The organism is Aeromonas sp. 75A, from assembly GCF_051919425.1.
Taxonomy (GTDB): Bacteria; Pseudomonadota; Gammaproteobacteria; order Enterobacterales; family Aeromonadaceae; genus Aeromonas; species Aeromonas veronii.
Genome location: NZ_JBQBES010000002.1, coordinates 3,467,860 through 3,485,853, shown reverse-complemented (window position 1 = coordinate 3,485,853; position 17,994 = coordinate 3,467,860). Strand labels below are relative to the sequence as shown.

At 61.0% G+C, this 17,994-nt stretch carries 17 protein-coding genes, 1 tRNA gene and 1 pseudogene; 5 read left to right on the top strand and 14 right to left on the bottom strand.

The window, feature by feature from the left end; genetic code table 11:
* Positions 1-321: 321 nt before the first annotated feature.
* Positions 322-397, bottom strand: a tRNA-Thr gene (locus ACTG2T_RS16395).
* An 89-nt stretch (positions 398-486) separates the two neighbouring features.
* Positions 487-1,227: a phosphatase gene (locus ACTG2T_RS16390; protein WP_330125095.1), complete on the bottom strand. Its 741-nt coding sequence runs from the start codon at positions 1,225-1,227 to the stop codon at positions 487-489.
* Between the two features lie 461 nt (positions 1,228-1,688).
* Here ACTG2T_RS16390 and ACTG2T_RS16385 point away from each other — a divergent pair, with 461 nt between their 5' ends.
* The 5 genes from ACTG2T_RS16385 (at position 1,689) to ruvC (ending at position 9,662) form a co-directional block, all read left to right on the top strand.
* Complete coding sequence (locus ACTG2T_RS16385; protein ID WP_005334507.1) at positions 1,689-2,342, top strand: TetR/AcrR family transcriptional regulator; 654 nt, start codon at positions 1,689-1,691, stop codon at positions 2,340-2,342.
* Positions 2,343-2,390: 48 nt separating this feature from the next.
* Complete coding sequence (locus ACTG2T_RS16380; RefSeq protein WP_069528282.1) at positions 2,391-4,730, top strand: acyl-CoA dehydrogenase; 2,340 nt, start codon at positions 2,391-2,393, stop codon at positions 4,728-4,730.
* Positions 4,731-4,897: 167 nt separating this feature from the next.
* The gene (locus ACTG2T_RS16375) at positions 4,898-7,960 is read left to right on the top strand and encodes an efflux RND transporter permease subunit (RefSeq protein WP_330125094.1); all 3,063 of its coding nucleotides are present in this window, start codon (positions 4,898-4,900) and stop codon (positions 7,958-7,960) included.
* A gap of 15 nt (positions 7,961-7,975) precedes the next feature.
* Positions 7,976-9,025, top strand: coding sequence for an efflux RND transporter periplasmic adaptor subunit (locus ACTG2T_RS16370; protein WP_330125093.1), 1,050 nt, complete (start codon positions 7,976-7,978; stop codon positions 9,023-9,025).
* Between the two features lie 115 nt (positions 9,026-9,140).
* Positions 9,141-9,662, top strand: coding sequence for a crossover junction endodeoxyribonuclease RuvC (gene ruvC, locus ACTG2T_RS16365; protein ID WP_005334512.1), 522 nt, complete (start codon positions 9,141-9,143; stop codon positions 9,660-9,662).
* A gap of 150 nt (positions 9,663-9,812) precedes the next feature.
* On the opposite strand, the gene ascL is transcribed toward ruvC, so the two are convergent.
* The 12 genes and pseudogenes from ascL to exsD all read right to left on the bottom strand — a co-directional run bounded on the left by ascL (position 9,813) and on the right by exsD (position 17,876).
* Positions 9,813-10,478 (bottom strand): SctL family type III secretion system stator protein AscL, encoded by a 666-nt coding sequence (gene ascL / locus ACTG2T_RS16360; protein WP_163129514.1) that lies wholly within the window; start codon positions 10,476-10,478, stop codon positions 9,813-9,815.
* Positions 10,457-11,083, bottom strand: coding sequence for a Yop proteins translocation protein K (locus ACTG2T_RS16355; protein ID WP_330125092.1), 627 nt, complete (start codon positions 11,081-11,083; stop codon positions 10,457-10,459). The genes ascL and ACTG2T_RS16355 overlap by 22 nt, the downstream gene beginning before the upstream one ends.
* On the bottom strand, positions 11,080-11,820 hold the full coding sequence (gene ascJ / locus ACTG2T_RS16350; RefSeq protein WP_179831119.1) for a SctJ family type III secretion inner membrane ring lipoprotein AscJ: 741 nt from the start codon (positions 11,818-11,820) through the stop codon (positions 11,080-11,082). Before ascJ ends, ACTG2T_RS16355 begins: the two co-directional genes overlap by 4 nt.
* Before the next feature lie 6 nt (positions 11,821-11,826).
* Positions 11,827-12,165 carry a SctI family type III secretion system inner rod subunit AscI gene (gene ascI, locus ACTG2T_RS16345; RefSeq protein ID WP_005334527.1) on the bottom strand — a complete coding sequence of 113 codons (339 nt, stop codon included), beginning with the start codon at positions 12,163-12,165 and terminating at the stop codon, positions 11,827-11,829.
* Positions 12,165-12,718, bottom strand: a pseudogene (locus ACTG2T_RS16340) (YopR family T3SS polymerization control protein). Before ACTG2T_RS16340 ends, ascI begins: the two are co-directional and overlap by 1 nt.
* Positions 12,715-13,068, bottom strand: coding sequence for a YscG family type III secretion system chaperone (locus ACTG2T_RS16335; RefSeq protein ID WP_075114907.1), 354 nt, complete (start codon positions 13,066-13,068; stop codon positions 12,715-12,717). Before ACTG2T_RS16335 ends, ACTG2T_RS16340 begins: the two are co-directional and overlap by 4 nt.
* Entirely contained in the window at positions 13,068-13,325 is a 258-nt protein-coding gene (ascF, locus tag ACTG2T_RS16330; protein ID WP_021229954.1) for a type III secretion system needle filament protein AscF, read from the bottom strand. Before ascF ends, ACTG2T_RS16335 begins: the two co-directional genes overlap by 1 nt.
* Positions 13,318-13,530: an EscE/YscE/SsaE family type III secretion system needle protein co-chaperone gene (locus tag ACTG2T_RS16325; protein ID WP_040065228.1), complete on the bottom strand. Its 213-nt coding sequence runs from the start codon at positions 13,528-13,530 to the stop codon at positions 13,318-13,320. The genes ascF and ACTG2T_RS16325 overlap by 8 nt, the downstream gene beginning before the upstream one ends.
* Entirely contained in the window at positions 13,493-14,797 is a 1,305-nt protein-coding gene (gene ascD / locus ACTG2T_RS16320) for a SctD family type III secretion system inner membrane ring subunit AscD (RefSeq protein ID WP_330125091.1), read from the bottom strand. The genes ACTG2T_RS16325 and ascD overlap by 38 nt, the downstream gene beginning before the upstream one ends.
* Positions 14,794-16,647 carry a SctC family type III secretion system outer membrane ring subunit AscC gene (gene ascC / locus ACTG2T_RS16315; RefSeq protein WP_330125090.1) on the bottom strand — a complete coding sequence of 618 codons (1,854 nt, stop codon included), beginning with the start codon at positions 16,645-16,647 and terminating at the stop codon, positions 14,794-14,796. Before ascC ends, ascD begins: the two co-directional genes overlap by 4 nt.
* Positions 16,620-17,045, bottom strand: coding sequence for a YscB family type III secretion system chaperone AscB (gene ascB, locus ACTG2T_RS16310; protein WP_017411838.1), 426 nt, complete (start codon positions 17,043-17,045; stop codon positions 16,620-16,622). The genes ascC and ascB overlap by 28 nt, the downstream gene beginning before the upstream one ends.
* A gap of 15 nt (positions 17,046-17,060) precedes the next feature.
* Positions 17,061-17,876, bottom strand: coding sequence for a type III secretion system negative regulator ExsD (exsD, locus tag ACTG2T_RS16305; RefSeq protein WP_005334544.1), 816 nt, complete (start codon positions 17,874-17,876; stop codon positions 17,061-17,063).
* Between the last annotated feature and the right edge of the window lie 118 nt (positions 17,877-17,994).

The window sequence follows — 17,994 nt, the reverse complement described above, 5'->3', positions numbered from 1 at the left end:
AATCCATCCGGGTAGTATGTCAGCTAACACCTAATGGCCTACCAGAACAAAGAAATAAACGAAAAAACCCAACCTAATCAACAGGTTGGAATTAGCATATGGCGGAGAGATAGCCCCATCCATGACTAGTAGCCGCTCAGGCGGTCACCAAGTTTACTCAAAAACACCTATCCCTTTTCTCCTCCCATCGAGAAGCCAAAAAAGAGTTGGATGGACAGTGATACAAGTCTATCACATGCTAAATGTGGTACCCCACGTGGTACCCCAATCCAAAATGCACAAATAGCCAGCTTCACTGAGAAGCTAACCATTTGTTTTATATGGTGCCGATAAGGGGAATCGAACTCCTGACCTTCGCATTACGAATGCGCTGCTCTACCAACTGAGCTATACCGGCTTGTTGCTCTCCACATTCATAAAAAATGACCGGCAAGTCAATTGAGCCAGCTCGATTTTATGAGTTGGCTCATGGTGTTAGAGCCCGATTTACAGATCGACAAACTCGGGGATATGGGCACGGCCGCGGCTTTCGAGAAATTCGAGCAGGGCGCGGGGGGAGCGCACCAGGAGCCGCTCTTGCGGGAAGCCCGCTTCGGTTACCAGACGGTGGCAGTGGTCAAAATCGCCAAGAGTAAATGCCACGTGGGAATCGGAGCCGAAAGTGAGATAGGCCCCCAGATCTCGCGCGGCTTCGACTATGGCACGGCAGTTGCCTTCACTACCCGGGCGCGAGTGAATGAAGGAGGAGTTGTTGATCTCCAGCGCCACCCGATAGTCCGCTGCCGCCTTGACCACTGCCTGAATGTCGATGGGAAATGCGGGGTTGCCCGGGTGGCTGACCATATCGACCCGGCCGCTCTTGATGGCGTTGATCATCGCCTGGGTATGGGTTGCCTGATCGCAGGGAGGGAATACCTGCTCATGAAAGCCCGCCATGATCATGTCCAGACGCGACTCGTAACGCTCGGGAAAATCGATCTCCCCCTCAAGGTTTTTGATGTTGGCCTCGATACCCCGCAGGATCCCTACCCCATCCACCACTCTTGGCAATATCGGCAAGTTGGCAAAATGCCAGACATGAGGGGCATCAGCCATCTCGGGGCCATGATCCGTGGTGGCGAACAGCTTGATCCCCTTGGCCCTGGCTATCGGCAGATAGTCGTGGATGGTGCTGTAGGCATGGGTGCTGGCAATGGTGTGAGTGTGGGTATCGACCGGGTACTTCATCTTCTCTCCCCTCATATTTTGAAAGGGCAGCATAACAAAGAGCGGCAGCTTGGGCCACGCCAGTGCTTGCCACACTTTGTCACAAAATACCGCGAAGCTGACATAGTCTGAAGGACCCTGGCTGGCATACTGCCCCCGTCGATACATGCCTGAACTCGCATCGACAGTTTGCCGTCAGGATGACGCGAACTCACTTTCCCCACCGTCGCGCCCTGCGGCGGTTTTTTTTGCCTGCAAACCGGTAACAAACGCGCAAAAAAAGGCCCAACTAGCATGGAGCAGGTTGGGCGAGACTTAATGTTTAATTGCAGTGGCATAGATATAGAGTCCTGCTTTTTGACTAAGTTCCGCCCACTTTGCTTTTTTCATCGAAAAACATTCCGCTAACACTCATTCACATTCTCTTGACACTTCACGTTATGAAACGTACTTTTTAAACATTCGTTTAAGTGAGGTGTCCAGTGAGTAAAATCGATACCAAAAACCGTATTCTCGACGCCGCTGAAGTGCTGTTTGCCGAGCGGGGATTCGCCGATACCTCTTTGCGTCTGATCACCAGCGAGGCCGACGTCAATCTGGCTTCCGTGAACTATCACTTCGGCTCCAAGAAGGAGCTGATCCAGGCGGTGCTCGACCGCTATCTCAGCCTGTTTATGCCCGATCTCGATGCCCGCCTGCGGGTGCTGATGGAGCAGGAGCAGCTGACCCTGCTGCAACTGTTTGAAAGCTTTGTCGAGCCGCTGATGAAGCTCTCGGCGGTGCGGGCCAACGGCCCGGCCATCTTCATGCAGCTGCTGGGGCGCGGCTATATCGACAGCCAGGGCCACCTGCGCCGCTTTATCACCGCCCACTATGGCCCCATTTTGCAGCGGATCACCCAGGCCATCTCCAAGGCCAATCCGGCCCTGTCGCCAGCGGACCTCTTCTGGCGCCTGCACTTCACTCTGGGCACCGTCGTATTCACCATGGCCTCCGCCGATGCGCTGCGCGACATCGCCCTAGCCGACTTTGGCCAGCAGCTCGATGTGGAAGGGCTGGTGCGCAACGTTATTCCTTATCTGGCGTCCGGAGTCGGGGCGCCCGTGGAGTCGACCAGGCTCTCCCTGGCCGTGTAATAACCAACAATAAATCAACGGAAACAGTGAAATAGAAGGAACTTCGGTATGATCACATTGCTTGTCCTGCTGGTGCTGGCGATAGCCGTTGTGCTCGGCGTACCCTCCATCCGTAAAAAGGTGGTAACCCGTCCGGTGTTCGGCATCTTCAAAAAGATATTGCCGCCCTTGTCAGCTACCGAGCGGGAGGCCATGGAAGCCGGCTCCGTCTGGTGGGATGGCGAGTTGTTTCGCGGCAACCCCGACTGGAAAAAACTGCACGGCTACGGCAAGGCCGAGCTGACCGCAGAGGAGCAGGCCTTTATCGACAATCAGGTCGAAACCCTGCTCGCCATGGTTGATGACTTCAAGATCGTCAACGAAACCAAAGACCTGCCAGAGCCGGTGTGGGACTATCTGAAGAAGGAAGGCTTCTTCTCCCTGATCATCCCGAAATCCTACGGCGGCCGCGAGTTCTCGGCGATTGCCAACTCCACCATCGTCACCCGCATCGCCACCAAGAGTCTGAGTGTCGCGGTCACCGTCATGGTGCCGAACTCCCTTGGCCCGGGCGAGCTGCTGATGCACTATGGCACCCAGGCCCAGAAAGATTTCTGGCTGCCGGGGCTGGCCAATGGCAAAGAGGTGCCCTGCTTCGCCCTGACCGGGCCGGAAGCGGGCTCCGATGCAGGTGCCATTCCTGACAAGGGAATCGTCTGCAAAGGGATGCACAAGGGTGAAGAGGTGCTGGGTATTCGCCTCAACTGGAACAAGCGCTACATCACCCTGGCGCCCCGTGCCACCGTGCTGGGGCTGGCGTTCAAACTCTATGACCCGGAAAAACTGCTGGGTGACAAGGAGGAGCTCGGCATCACCTGCGCACTCATCCCCACCAGCCACCCCGGCGTGCGCGTCGGCGATCGCCACTACCCTATGGGTCTGGCGTTCATGAACGGCCCGACCTTCGGCAAGGATGTGTTCATTCCGCTCGACTGGATCATCGGCGGCCCGGATTACGCCGGTCGCGGCTGGCGTATGCTGGTAGAGTGTCTCTCCGCCGGTCGCGGTATCTCGCTGCCTGCGCTGGGCACCGCTTGCGGTCACATGGCGAGCCGCACCGTGGGCGCCTACTCCTACGTGCGCAAGCAGTTCGGCATGTCCATCGGCAAGTTTGAAGGGGTGCAGGAAGCGCTGGCCCGCATCGGCGGCCTCACCTATCAGCTGGAAGGGGCCCGTCGCATGACCGCAGGTTCGCTGGATTTGGGTCAGGCACCGGCCATCGTCACCGCGATTTCCAAGTACCACATGACCGAAATGGCGCGCCAGATCATGGATGACTCCATGGATATCCACGCCGGTCGTGCCATCCAGCTGGGCCCGAAAAACTACACCGGCTACGCCTACATGGGTATTCCGGTCGCCATCACGGTGGAAGGGGCCAACATCCTGACCCGCAACCTGATGATCTTCGGGCAAGGGGCTACCCGCTGCCACCCGTACGTGTTTGCCGAGCTGGAAGCGGCAGCCGATACCGACGTGGAACGCGGTCTCGAGAAGTTTGACGCCCTGCTGATGAAGCACATCGCCTTCGGCGCCGGCAACTTCTTCGGTTCCCTGTTCCAGGGGCTGACCCTGGGTCAGTTCAACAGCGCGCCGGTAGCCGGCGAAACCGCCCGCTACTACAAGCAGCTCTCCCGCATGAGTAAAGGGCTGGCCCTGTGCGCCGACGTCTCCATGCTGATGCTGGGTGGCGACCTCAAGCGCAAGGAGATGATCTCCGCCCGTCTGGGTGACGTACTGAGCCACCTCTATCTGGCCTCCGCCACCCTCAAGCATTACGAGGATCAGGGCCGCATGGTCTCCGATCTGCCGTTCGTGCAGTACGCGGTGGAGCGCAACCTCTACCTGATTGGCAAGGCGTTCGAGGGCTTCTTCCAGAACTTCCCGAACAAGGTGGTGGGTGCCGTACTCAAGCGCGTGGTGTTCCCGTTCGGCGTCGGTTACAAGATGCCGGCCGACGATCGCTGCCACGCCATCTGTCTGGCCATGATGAAGCCGGGCGAATTCCGCGACCGTCTGACCGCTCTCTGCTATGTAGGCAAGGACGAGGCGGATCCGGTCGGCCTGATGGAGCGCGCCTTCCAGGCCATGGTCGCTGTGCAGCCCTACGAGAAGAAGCTGGTGCAGGCCCAGAAAGAGGGCAAACTGCCCCGCAAACTGGCCCTGCCGGAGCTGGTTGCCGCCGCGCTGGCCGGTTCCATCCTGAGCAAGGACGAAGCGGACAAGCTGCTGGCCGCCGATGCCCTGCGCTACGAAGCGATTCAGGTAGACAACTTCGCCCCGGGCGAGCTGGAAGGCTTCTCCCAGCAAGCAAACAAGCAGCCAAACAAGGTCGAGCACGCCGCCTGATCCGCTGGCAAACCTGTACCAAACCGGCCCTCGTGGCCGGTTTTTTTGTTTGTTAACCATGCATTTACAAGCAAGGAGAATTCCAGTTAAATGCTTGAGTCCCTGTTGCAGGGACTTTGGAAGCAAGGCCAGCGGAATGGCCGATAACAACAACTCAGGAAGAGTGAATGAACCTCGCCAAAACGGCGATCGAACGCCCCATCTGGGTGGCGGTCTCGATCGTGCTGATTTTCCTGCTGGGCCTGCTCAGCATCCGGGGACTGCCGATCCAGCTGTTCCCCGACATCGACCGTCCACACCTCAACATCTCGGTGAGCTGGCGTTCAGCCTCGCCCCAGGAGATGGAGTCGGAGATCACCGACCCCATCGAGCAGGAGATGCAGGGGGTTCAGGGGCTCAAGAGTCTTGTCAGCAACAGCTATCCCGGCTTTACCGAAATCGACATGGAGTTTGCCCTCGGCACCGACATACAACGGGCCCAACTCGATGTGATTTCGCGATTGAACCGGGTCTCGGGATTGCCGGACAAGATTGGCGGCCCCTACGTCAACAACTACAGCAGCAACGATACCCTCACCTTCTTCTTCATCCAGCAGCTGCCCGGCGCCAAAGGGGTGATCGATGATCATCAGGCGTTGATCGAGGCGCGGGTCAAACCCGAGCTGGAACGCATCGAAGGGGTCTCGACGGTCGCAATCGAGGGGATCAACGAGCGCCAGATCCAGATCCGCTTCGACCCCTATCGCGCCGCCGAGCTGGGGGTGGAGATCCCGGTGCTGGCCAGCCGGGCCACCACCGGCTGGGACGTGTCGGCCGGTACCCTCGACATCGGGCGCTGGGAGTACAAGCTGCGCTTTGCCGGTCGCTATGATGTCGAGACGCTGGGGGACAAGGTGGTGGACTGGCGCGATGGCCTGCCCATCTATCTGCGGGATGTAGCAGAAGTAAGGGTGGCCCGGGAAGAGAACCCGGTGCTGCGGATCCAGAACGGCAATACCGCCATCGCCGCCCAGATCTTCAAGGAGAGCGGCGCCAATGCCCTGGCCTCCCTTGAGGCGATCAAGGCTCGGGTGAACGAGCTCAACCGCGAGGTGCTGGAGTCGGTCGGGCTGCACATGGAGCAGTCGTTCGATGCCTCCCTCTACATCAATCGCGCCGTCAGCATGGTCACCGCCAACCTGGGGCTCGGGGTGCTGCTCTCCTGTGCCATCCTCTGGCTCTTCCTGCGCCAGCTCAGGGCGACCCTGATGATTGCCCTCGCCATCCCCATCAGCATCATGCTCACCTTCTGCCTGCTCAAGGTGATGGATCGTACCCTCAACATCATCTCGCTGGCGGGCATCGCCTTTGCCGTCGGCATGGTGCTCGACGCCGCCATCGTGGTGCTGGAGAGCATCTACCGGCGCCACGAGCGGGGAGATTTGAGCAAGGCGGAGGCGGCGCTCGAAGGCACCCGTCAGGTGTGGACGGCGCTGGTCGCCTCCACCCTCACCACGGTTGCTATCTTCCTGCCGGTGTTGCTGCTCAACGATGTGGAGGGTCAGCTGTTTGCCGATCTGGCGCTGACCATCGCCTGCGCCGTGACGGTCTCCATGCTGGTCGCCGTCATCGTGCTGCCCGCGGTGGCGGCGCGCTGGATGGGGCGTGAAACGCTGACCGATCCCTATGAGTCGCTGTGGCAGCGCACTACCCGTCATGTGATCCGCTGGACCTCTACCTCACGCCAGCGCTGGGCGGTCATCACCCTGATGATGAGTCTGCCGGCCCTGGCCACCTGGGCGCTGCTGCCGAAGATGGACTATCTGCCGGACGTGAAACGGGACGCGGTAGATGTCTGGATGAACTTCACCCCAGGGGTCAATCTCAAGGCCCAGCGCGAAGAGGTGATCGATACCCTGATCGCCCGCCTCGCCCCCTACATGAAGGGGGAGAAAGAGCCTGCCCTCAAGAACTACTACATCTTGCGCTACCCGGGGGGCGCCCAGATTGGCGTGCGCCCCAAGGACGAGACCCGCATCAAGGAGCTGGAGAGCCTGTTGATGAAACAGCTGCTGGTGGGTATTCCCGACACCCGGGTGTTCGGCGGTCAGGGGTCGCTGTTTGGCGGCTTTGACAGCGAGAACGGCGTCTCCCTGCTGCTGCAGGGAGGCAACCTGCCCGAGCTCTATCAGGCGGCCCGTGCCAGCATGGGGATCCTCAGCAAGGACCTGCCCGGAGCACAGATCCGGCCCGAGCCGAGTCTCGACTTCACCGCCCCCGAGCTCAAACTGGTGCCGCAAGATCGGCGCCTCGCCGAAGTGGGTTGGGATCGCACGCCCTTGCCCACCATCATCCAGACCTTTGGCGACGGCTTGCGGGTTGGCGAGTATTTTGACGGCGAAGATCGGCTCGACATCATGCTGATGGGGCAGAGCTCCGCCAATCCGGACGAACTAAAGGCAGTGCCGCTGGCCACCCCCTCCGGACGCATCGTTCCCCTTGGCGAGCTGCTGCGGGTAGAGCACGACATGGGCCCGGCCAGTATCTTCCGGGCCGATGGGCGGCGCAGCATCAGCCTGCAGATAGCGCCTCCGGCGGGCATGACCATGGAGCAGGTGCTCGACACCCTGAAAAACCGCAGTTTTGCCGCCATCCGCCCCCTGCTGCCCGCTGGTGGCGAGCTGCGCATTGCCGGCAACGCCGACAGCCTGCAACAGGCGCTCGACAATCTGGGGACCATCTTCCTGTTCGCCGTGGTGATCCTGCTGGTGCTGCTGTGGGGAGTGTTTGCCTCCATCAAGGATGCCCTGCTGGTGTTGCTCACCCTGCCCCTAGCCTCGGTTGGCGGCGTTCTGGCGCTGCAACTGAGCGGGTTGCTGGTGCCACTGCCGATGGATCTGCTCACCATCATCGGCTTTGTCATCCTGCTGGGACTGGTGGTCAACAACGCCATCCTGCTGGTGCATCAGACCCGCACGGCGGAGCGAGACGGCATGAGCCGCCAGCTGGCGGTGGCCGATGCCCTGCAAAGCCGGATGCGCCCCATCGCCATGACCAGCCTCACCAGCATCTTCGGCATGCTGCCGCTGATGCTGAGTCCGAGCGAGGGGAGTGAAATTTACCGCGGGCTCGCCACCGTCATTGTCGGCGGCATGAGCTGCAGCACCCTGTTTACCCTGATCCTGTTGCCTGCCTTCCTGCGTCTCGGGGAGCAGGTGGCGATCCCACAACCCCTGCGCCAGCGGGCCTGAGCAAGGAGCTCATCGATGACACATATGATTACCCGCATGTTGGCTGGCGCTGTGCTGATAGCAGGCAGTGCGCTACCGGTATTGGCCAATCAGGGCAAGATGGTGACCCTGGCGGATGTGACCCAAGGGGATGCGGCCGCCAATATCTGGGTCAGCGGCACGGTGGCGAGTCGCCAGCAAGCGGCGCTCAGCGCCGAAGTGAGCGGCCGGGTGGAGTGGATCGCCGAATTTGGCAGCCGGGTCAAAAAAGGGGACGAGCTGCTGCGCCTCGACAGCGCGGCACTGCGCCTCTCGCTGGAGCAGGCTCGCGCCGAGCAGGCGAAATGGCAGAGCAACTTGCGCTTCGCCCGCGCCGAATCCCAGCGGATCACCCGACTGCACCAGCAAAAGAGCGCCTCCCAGAGCCAGTACGACAAGGCCAGCTACGATGTGGAGCAGGCCGCACTGGCCGAGCGACTGGCCGCCATACAGGTGAACCAGATTGAGGAACAGCTGCGCCGCAGCCACATCTATGCCCCGTTCGACGGGGTGGTGAACAACCACTTCATCCAGCCCGGCGAGCATGTGGACGCGGGCGAGCAGGCGCTGGAGCTGGTCAACCCGGATCAGCCGGATATCCGCCTGCAGGCCCCCATTCTATGGGCCCAGCAGCTGGCGCCGCAAACCCGGCTGCGGGTGGAGGGGGAGCAGTTGAGCGGTCACGGCGTCTATTACCAGCGAGCCGCCAGCGCCGACCCCAGATCACGGCTGATCGAGCTGCGCCTCAAACCGGAAGCGGGCAACTTCATCATCGGCTCGCCAGTACGGGTTGCCCTGCCACTGGGGGATCAGCAGAGCATGCTGCTGCCCCGAGATGCTCTGGTGCTCGGCACCGATGGCAGCGTGGTCTATCAGGTGGCGCGAAGCGGCAAGGCGCTCAAGGTGAATCGGGTGCCGGTCACCGTGCTGTTTGGCGACAGCCAGCAGGTGGCGGTGAGCGGCGCCCTCAAGCAGGGGGACCGGGTGGTGGTGCGCGGCGCGGGCAGCCTGCAAGATGGCGACACCATAGAATTGTTCAAGGGGTAGCCACGCCCGACGCAGACTGGCCAATCTTTGCCCGCTTGACCCGGGACATACAGCCAAACGGGCCACAGTTTGCTATCTTGGCGGCCATCACTCGCGTTTAGAGCAATCAACACCCATGAGCATTATTTTGGGCATCGATCCGGGTTCGCGGATCACCGGATACGGGGTTATCCGGGTCGTGGGCGGCAAGGCCGAATACTTGGGCTCTGGCTGCATCCGCACCGATTGCGGCGAGCTGCCGGAGCGCCTCAAGCAGGTCTATGACGGGGTATGCGAGATCATTACCCAGTTCAAGCCTACCGAGTTTGCCATCGAGCGGGTCTTTATGGCCCGCAACGCCGACTCGGCCCTGAAACTGGGGCAGGCCCGGGGCAGCGCCATCGTCGCCGCGGTCAACGCCTATCTGCCAGTGAGCGAGTACTCCGCCACCCAGATCAAGCAGGCGGTGGTCGGTACCGGCGGCGCCGCCAAGGAGCAGGTGCAGCATATGGTGACCCATCTGCTGAAACTCTCCGCCACCCCGCAGGCGGATGCAGCGGATGCCCTCGGCGTCGCGCTCTGCCACCTGCACACCCGCCAGAGCCTGATCAAGATGGCCGGCCGCGCCAGCAGCTCGGTACGTGGCCGCTATCGCTGAGCCCTTATGTCCCCACACGGCTCGTCTCGGTATCGCTAAATAAAAAAACCGCCCCGGCTATCCGGGGCGGTTTTATTTTGGGCGGGTAACAACCGACGGGACTTGTCAGATGAATGTTCTCTCACGTAACCAGCCATATATTCAGCCGCCTTATTCAATCGCGGCATTCGCCCCGGCAAGTCGGGCCTGCTGTTCACCACGCTTTTCCAGCGCCGAACTCATAGCGAGGGAGAGCGCCTCCAGCTGGCCGTCGAGGCTGGCATCGATGATCCCCACCTCGGTCTCGAGGATGCACCCCCCCTGATCGAGGCGGGCATCGGCGGAGATCTCGAGATAACCGATTTCGGGGAAATCCTTGTGCACACGGGCGATCTGGTCGCGCACCGCCTGCACTTGCTCGGGATGAACCCGTATCGTCACCTGCTTCTGGTTGCTCACCAGCGAGAGCGCCTCGCGCACCACCTTGAGGGTGAGCGCCACCTGATCGTAATCGTGCAGGATCTTGCGCACCGCCTGCAGCACCACCTCGCTCATCTGCTGCTCCACGGTGCGATAGTACCCCTGACACTGCAACTGGGTCTGGTGGATCAGCACTGCCTGTTCGCGCCGGGCCTCGTCAATCCCGGCTTGCCAGCCAAGGCTCTTCTGCTCTTCATAGACGGCGCGGGCCTCGGCCACAATATCGGCCGCCTGGGCACGGGCGGCCTCTACCAGCTCCTGCGCGCTCAGGTAGGAGAGGTAATCCTGGCTACGCAGGATGCGTTGGCTTGGCGCCAGTTGCAGATGGTTACTCTTTATTTCAACAAATGGCAGCATTGGGGGGTTACCTGTTTGGCAATCTTGAGACAAAGCGCCCGGGCCAGTGGCAGCTGATCAGCCGCCAAAGGCCATGATGGCCCGGATTGCGCCGGGGGAAGTCGCAGGGCGAGACGGCGGGCCCAGTCAGGGTAGCCCTCCCCGGCCGCTGCCAGCCAGAACTGCAAGCCAGCCTCTTCCAGCAAGCCTTCATCAAACTGAGCGGGCAGCGGCCGCTGCCAGCCTGCAGGCCAGGGGCCGATCAACAAGTCAAGCTGGGAAAGTACGGCTCTGTGTCCCTCCTCCCCCAGCAAGGCGATGATCTGGCGCAGCGTCGGTGCCAGCAGACAGCGACGGATCGCCTCGCCGTGCAGCACTGCCCCCAGACGGCGCAACAGCAGCACCAGCTCGCTTTGGGGAAAGAGCGCCAATCCCCCCAGAGGCGCGGGCATCTCGTAGCCAATTCCCAATGCCAGCGCCTCGAGCAAGGCGCCGTTACTGGCTGGCAGCGTTCGCCACTCGGGCAGGTGTTTGGGCACCAGCGCCCAAGATGAGGGCAGGTGCGCCTCATGGAGGTAACTGGCCGGGCAAAAGCGCAGCTGATAGGGGGTCAAACCGACCGTCATCCGCGACTCCGGCTACGGTGCCACATGTATTGCGCCAGGTTGCTGGTCACCACCAGCGCCAGCAACAGGGCAATCAAGCCACCCAGCCGCCATTTTGAACCCTCGCTCACTTCAATGGAGAACAGCGAGGTATTACGCGGCATCAGCGGGCTCTGGCGCACATCCGCCGAGGGCACCAGCACCACGCTGATCCGGTCGTAGGCGAGCCCCTCGATACTGTTGTTGACTAACTGCTTGATCTGCGGAATGTAAGTATCGAGCTGGATATCCGCCGCATGTTTGATAAAGACCGAGGCCGATGCGGGAGAGGGTTTCTTGCTGATCCCCTCATTGCCCTCCGGCAGCACCACATGGACGCGAGCCACCAGCACGCCGTCTATTTCCGACAGGGTGTTGGAGATTTCCTGCGCCTTGGCATAGGTGAGGCGAGCCCGCTCCTCGGTGGGCGAGGAGATGAGGCCATCCTTGGGAAACACATCCTGCAGAGTGGAGAAGCTCTCTTTTGGATAGCCCTTGCGTTTGAGGGTCTCGATGGCCTGCGCCACGTCGGACTCCTCCACCAGCAGCTTGATGCGGCCATCCTTATCCGGCTGCTTGTCCGAGGCGATCCCCTCGGTCTGCAGCAGCGCCAGCATCTCGTTACCCTCTTTCTGAGTGACTCCGGTATAGAGCTCCACTTTGCAGCCACTGAGCAGCAACGAGGCGCCGAGCACCCCCATCAGCATCGATCTCTTCACACTACCTCACTGGGTCTTCAACAGGGTTTCTACGTTCTGGCTCATCTTGCCCACTGTCTTGGCAATCAGCTCCTCCTGCATGGTGATCCGCATCAGCGACCACTGCATCTGCATCAGGCTGTTAGGATCATCCCCCGGGGTCGCCAGCTCGGCTTGCAGGCTCTGTTTGGCCTCGACAAACTGCTGCTTCAACTCCCCCAGCTCCCCGAGCAGGGAGCTCCCCATCCCCTGGGATGTGCTCCCCATCGCCTGTTCAAAACTGGCGACATGGGGCGAGGAGAGATCCACCGCTTTCAACTCATCCAGGCTGGTGACCACCGCCTGGGCAGACTGTGTAATTTCCATCACGCCTCCAGATCAAGTTTGTGCGAATTGCGCATCAGATTGTCTACCATGCCGTTGAGCGGGATCAGGGTCATCAGCTCGCGCCGGGCCAGTGCATCGAGAAATTGATGCCCCGCGGGCACAGCGCCCTGCCCGTCCCTGAGCTCGCTCAACAAGTTCAGCAACACCTTCTCCCGCCGCGATGCCAAGGGATCAAACTCCCGCATGGTGGCTCGCAACTCCGGCAGATCGATGGCATCCACCACAGGCGACTGACGCTCGCCAAAACGCGCGATCAGCTTGTCGATGACCGGGGCAAACAATTGCTTGCCAATCTCCGGCGCCGGTTTGTCGCCCTGTTGGTAGATCTGCCAGAGCAGTTCACGCTTGGCGGCGGGCTCTACACTGGCCAGCAACCCCTCAAGGGGAGCCCCCTGTTGCCAGCGTTCGAACAGATCCGGCTCGGGAGTCTTGGCCAGCAGTCGCTCGAACTGGTGTTGAGCCATGGATTCGGGCGGGGGGACTGACGCAGCGGCTGCTCTCCCCCCGGCTGATCGCTGCCTTCAATTTTCATGAGGCCATCTGCTCGCGAAGGCCTGCGGCAAACTGTTGCAAGGCTGGCTGACCGCTCTGCTCCAGTCGCAGCAACCGTGCAGCCAGCGCCTCCTGCTGACCAAGCCGCCACTCGCACAGGGCCAGCCAGGGCTCGATATCCGGCGTGCAGTGCTCGCCACCAAGCTGTAAAGCGGCCTGGTAATCCCCCCGGTTCATCAGGGAGGAGAGACGAATGAGCGTTACACACTCGGTCATCTCCGGCGCACCAGCCAGCCAGTCGGCAATAGTAGCCGCCTCCTGGTGACAATGGTGGCCGGTACCAGCCAGCGCAAGTTCGGCCAGTTGTCGCTTGAGTTCAGGGTTCATCATCAAATTTTCTGTAAAATACCCTGCATCAGGTCTTTCATGGCCCGAGTCACGGTGGAGTTGATGTTGTAGATCACCGACCATTTGTTGATCTTGTGCTGCAGCTCGGCCAGCAACGCCGGGTTGTCCGGATTGGTTTTCATCGCCTCAATGGCCTTGTTGACCTCAGTGTTGGCGGTGTTGGCCTGACCAGAAAGGTTTTCTGCCACTTGATCGAGGGTGTTACTGTTCTTGTCCGTATAGGTAAAGTAATCAGCCATGGTTGTGCTCCTTTAACTTGCCAATGATCGTGAGCCCCGCCTCGATGGCGTCGGCCTGTTGTTGCCACTCCCGATACTGTTGCGGGGTTCCCCCGCGCAGCAGTTGCCGTTTCACTTCACCCTGAGCCTGAACAAGCTGCTCATGCAGCTCACGGGCAAAGGCGGGATCAGCGCCGGACAGTCGCGCTTCCAAACTGGTCATCATGCCGCTCGGCTCCTTTTAATTTGACGATGTATTGCTGCTTGCCCTTGCTCACCACCACCGCATCGGGGCGAATGGCCAGCACCCGCACCCCGCTGGAGGTTGCGCCACCCACCGGATAGCGCTGGTTGTCTGCCAGTACCACATAAGGCACGCGGCCAAACGAGACGCTGCGCACGTCGAACTCCAGCTCATCCTGACGCGGCGTTCTGGTCTGATTGATCAGCTCCAGCGTCGGGTGTGTACCGAACTCCCGGCGAAACTGCTGGTTGACCTGCTGAAACTGGCCAAGTTGGCGCTCATCCAGCTGGCCGGAGAGTTCGAGTCGCCCACCCGCCTCACGCACCCGCAATGCACCATCCAGCCCCTGCTCCTGCAGCAAGGCATCGAGACGCTTGCGATAGGCCCCGGCAATCTGTACCTGATTTTCAACCCCCAGCAGGCCGGGCACCTCCTGCTTGAGCAAAGATTCAATGGTGCTCCATTTGCCATCCTGCCCCTGAATTTCACCGCTGAGCTTGAGCCAGCCGGGCTCCTTGCCATTGCGGATCTGCAGCTGTTCATAACCCAGCTTCTGCAAGATAAAGCCGGCACCCTGCCGCAAATCTTCCATGGTGCGCAGCTCCAGCCGGTAGCTGAAACCCTTGCTGTCGAGGTACTGCTGCAAGGCAAGACGCGCGCTGTTCTCATCGACGTAACCCGAGAGTTGCCACAGCTCGGGATCACTGCTGTTCAGCACCACCTGACGGTAGTTTGGTGCGGCCAGAAAGCGCTTCAATGCCTGCTCACTGCGGGCGGATTCGTTCTCGTCGGCGCCATGCCACCAGCCCGTGCCGAGCAGCAAGACCACGGCGACCACCAGACTCAGGCAGAGGGCCCCCATCCAGACATCGGCGCCCGCTGTCCGCCGCCGCGGCGCACGAGAAGGAGCAACCACCGCCGCCAGAGCCTCAAGCTGTTCGGGTAGCGAACGACTGTTGTCACAGAAGCTCCAGAGCAGCGGGCCTGCCTCCAGGCGCGTTCCCGCCCTGAGCGTCTCTCCCGCTGTCAGGGCGACACCGTCCTGAGTCGGGGTAATACCGTCCGCCCAGGCTTGCAGAGTGATCCCTTCCCCATTCACCAGCAGTACCAGATGCTCGGGGGCCATCCCCTCATCCACCAGCACCAAATCAGCCTTGAGGGGATCGGAACCGATGACCAAACGCCCCTCCGGCAGAGGAACTTCGACCCCGCGGTTGAGCCCGCGATATACGCGGCACTTCCAGCTCATCGGGTCGCGCCCTCATTGCCCGCCTGCACACACCAGCTGGCGGCCGGTGTACATTTTTGATCCTTGTTCATTTCGACCAGACGCCACCCCAGCTCATTGCCCATCCGGCACTGAGTGAGAGACGAGCTCTTGCCCCCCTGACGCAGCAGTTGCTGCACATCACGGGCTGCAGCCAGCGGCTGGCATTGCGCGCCCCCCAGCACCTTGCCAAGAGAGAGACTCTGATTGGAGATCTCATCAGCCCCGAGCACCCCGGCTCGCAAATCCTGACCATTGCCGAGGGCCAGATAGTGGGCAATACCGTCATCAATCAGACGAGGCTCGATGATAAATAGCCGCACCGAACGACGGGTCTGGGTGTCCTTGCTACGGAACAGCGCCCCCAGATAAGGGATGTCACCAAGGAAGGGCACCTTGCTCAGGTTCTCGCTCATCTCGTCGCGGTAGATACCGCCTATCAGCAGACTCTGGCCGTGGCCGACCCGGGCGATGGTATCGACCACGGTGCGACTGATGGTGGGAATGCCATCGGCCCCCGCACTGTTGGGTTTCTGGTTGCCATCCTCGATGTGGAGGCTCAGGCTGATCTCGGGTCTGTCACCCATCTGGATCACCCGGGGCGTCATCCGCAACATGGTGCCGTAAGTGATCCCCTGCAGCTCGGCCACCCGCTCGCCGCTGATCTTCACGTAATAGGTTTCGCTGTGGTCGATCACCGCCTGGGTGTTCTCCTGGGTCAGCAAGGTCGGGCGGGAGACCACCTGGGCATTGCCTTCGTTTTCCAGCAAATTGACCCGTGCCAGCAGATAGTCGAGCCCTTTGGAGTCCACCAGACTGCCGAGCGCGGCCCCCCCTTCGATCCCTTTGCGATCGCCGGTGGTCTTGATAATCACCTGCTGGTTGGAACCGGTGCGGATCCCCACTCGCCAATCCACCCCCAACTGGGAGAGATCCTCGGCATTGATGTCGATGATGGATAGCGCCACCTCAATGCGGGCCGCCGGTTTGTCGAGCGCGGCGATCAACTTGCCGTACATCGCCATCCGCTCCGGAGCATCGCGCACGATCACCGCATTGAGGGAAGGATCGGCTTGCACGATGGCCTGACCGGAGGTGGCCGTCGCAGCCTTGCTACCCTCGCCGTTGACCATCTGCACGCCAGCATCGCTCAGCAGCTTGGCCAGAATGGTCGCCACACCGGGCGCCGCCACATCGGTATCGCGGTACTGGATGGAGCGATCGGTAGCCGAGGTGTACTTGAGGGGGAAGATCTCGATGGCCAGCGGCCCGGTCTTCTCGCTGCGCAGCTGGGACTGTTGCTCCAGTGCCAGCGCAGTCTGCTCGATCAGTTCAAGGTAACGGGGCGGGCCGGAGACATAGACCAGCCGGTTATCCGCATCGGGGCGCCAGCCAAAACGGGGCTCCCAGATCCCGGCTCGTTGCAGTGCCTGCTTGAGTTCTGCTGCGCCAGTCTGCTCCAGATTGATGAGACGGGACTGCACTTCGCTGTTCTTGAAGACGTAGAGCACATTGCCGTCGTAGTACCAGACCAGGTTGTAGAGGGAGGAGAGCTGCTGCAAAAAGGCGAGCGGCTCGTCATGCTCAAACTGACCGTTGACCTGATCGTTGACCTTGTCGCTGACCACCACCGAGACCTCGTAGTTAGCACCGAAGTTCACCAGCACGTCGCGCAGACTCTCCCCTTCTGCCACATAGCTGTAAGGCATGGGCACCCAGTCCAGCTCCTGTGCCATGGCGGGACGCTGCCACGCCATCACGGCGAGGCAGATCCACAACAGGGGACGCAGCAGGGGTTGCACGCTCAAGGGTGCCATATCATCTGTCTCCATTGGGGGGCCAAAGCGGCCTCGGTCAATTGGGGTTCCAACCGCTCCAGCAGGGCGATGTGCTGGCTCAGGCGCTCCGCCAGCAGCGCCTCGTCGAGCCACTCCAGCGCGAGCCGCGCCTCCAGCTGCAAATTGCCAAGATCGTCCAGCACCAGGGCATGGGGGGCATGACGGCCCCAGGCCACCACCTGTTGCAACAGACGCTTTAGCAGCGCCGGATCATGGGCCTCAGCGTCATTCCTCTGGCTGCTTGCAAGCGGGGTACTCAGCAGCAATTCACCGTTTCTGGGGGTCAGAAAGAGGGGATAACCATCGATCCGCAGATGGTACTTTCCCTGTGCGTCGGCAATAAAAGGCCCTTGGCCAAGGTTTGCGGCCAATCGATTCAGTAGCGTTTGCATAGTTCCTCGGGCTATCTAGGGCGCAGGAGGCTGCCAGTAGAAGTGATCCTGACCCAGGGCAATGCCCCGGCCGGCCAGCCACTCATGCAGGGTTAGGGCTGCCTCATCCTGATGGGGCAGAGCCTGCAGGGCATGCCAGAATGTGCCGAGCTCGAGCGGTACCGGCATCAGGTGAACCGGGTCCCCCTCCTTGCTCGTTTGCGCATACCAGGCAGGCCAGGCCAGCTGGAGACGTGTCTCACAATCAGTCTGCAGCCGGGTTAGCTCCTGCTCGCGCTGGTTCAACTGCTCAAGCTGATCGGCGATCCGGCTCTCCAGATCCGCCGGTACATCGACCACGGTCTGCCAGAACACAGCCTGGGCATTGAGCTGGCGGCGCATCACCTGCAACTGCTCCAGTTCGTTAAGCCAGGCGCCGTAAAGTGGTTCAAGACGCTGAACCCACCAGCGGTGCAAGGGATAGAGCACCCAGTGCCACAGCAAGGGACGATCCGCCAGATTGATGCGATCCCCCAGCTGCTGCATCCAGTCACAACGCTCGCTGCCTGCCAGACGCAAGATCTGTTGCAGCTCCTCACGCGAGACGGCCAGCGCGGCATCGAGACGGCGCTGAAACCAGATGGAGCCCAACAGGCTCTCCAGTCGGGTTCTGGGCAACAGTCGTTGCAACAGGGCCATCTGCTGCGAGGTGATCACGCCGGCATCCTGATAACGGAGCACGGACAGCTGGCCGACCAGACGATCCCGACTCAGGGTATCTGGCTGGACAACGGTAACCCGACGACCTGCAAACAGGCCCTGGTTAGGTGAATGGTGATCTTGCTGACTCATGCTATGCCTTGCTCATCTTGCTGCGGGCAATAATGGAATGATGTTTCGATATGCTGGCTATTCTATCCATTGCCTCGCTCCGCGGCTTATAAAAAACGTCAGATTATTTTAGTCCGGC

Coding starts and splice junctions, on each gene's coding strand:
- ACTG2T_RS16390 (WP_330125095.1), bottom strand. CDS start 1,227: ATGAAGTACCCGGTCGATACCCACACTCACACCATTGCCAGCACCCAT.
- ACTG2T_RS16380 (WP_069528282.1), top strand. CDS start 2,391: ATGATCACATTGCTTGTCCTGCTGGTGCTGGCGATAGCCGTTGTGCTC.
- ACTG2T_RS16375 (WP_330125094.1), top strand. CDS start 4,898: ATGAACCTCGCCAAAACGGCGATCGAACGCCCCATCTGGGTGGCGGTC.
- ACTG2T_RS16370 (WP_330125093.1), top strand. CDS start 7,976: ATGACACATATGATTACCCGCATGTTGGCTGGCGCTGTGCTGATAGCA.
- ruvC (WP_005334512.1), top strand. CDS start 9,141: ATGAGCATTATTTTGGGCATCGATCCGGGTTCGCGGATCACCGGATAC.
- ascL (WP_163129514.1), bottom strand. CDS start 10,478: ATGCTGCCATTTGTTGAAATAAAGAGTAACCATCTGCAACTGGCGCCA.
- ACTG2T_RS16355 (WP_330125092.1), bottom strand. CDS start 11,083: ATGACGGTCGGTTTGACCCCCTATCAGCTGCGCTTTTGCCCGGCCAGT.
- ascI (WP_005334527.1), bottom strand. CDS start 12,165: ATGGAAATTACACAGTCTGCCCAGGCGGTGGTCACCAGCCTGGATGAG.
- ACTG2T_RS16335 (WP_075114907.1), bottom strand. CDS start 13,068: ATGATGAACCCTGAACTCAAGCGACAACTGGCCGAACTTGCGCTGGCT.
- ascF (WP_021229954.1), bottom strand. CDS start 13,325: ATGGCTGATTACTTTACCTATACGGACAAGAACAGTAACACCCTCGAT.
- ACTG2T_RS16325 (WP_040065228.1), bottom strand. CDS start 13,530: ATGATGACCAGTTTGGAAGCGCGACTGTCCGGCGCTGATCCCGCCTTT.
- ascD (WP_330125091.1), bottom strand. CDS start 14,797: ATGAGCTGGAAGTGCCGCGTATATCGCGGGCTCAACCGCGGGGTCGAA.
- ascC (WP_330125090.1), bottom strand. CDS start 16,647: ATGGAGACAGATGATATGGCACCCTTGAGCGTGCAACCCCTGCTGCGT.
- ascB (WP_017411838.1), bottom strand. CDS start 17,045: ATGCAAACGCTACTGAATCGATTGGCCGCAAACCTTGGCCAAGGGCCT.
- exsD (WP_005334544.1), bottom strand. CDS start 17,876: ATGAGTCAGCAAGATCACCATTCACCTAACCAGGGCCTGTTTGCAGGT.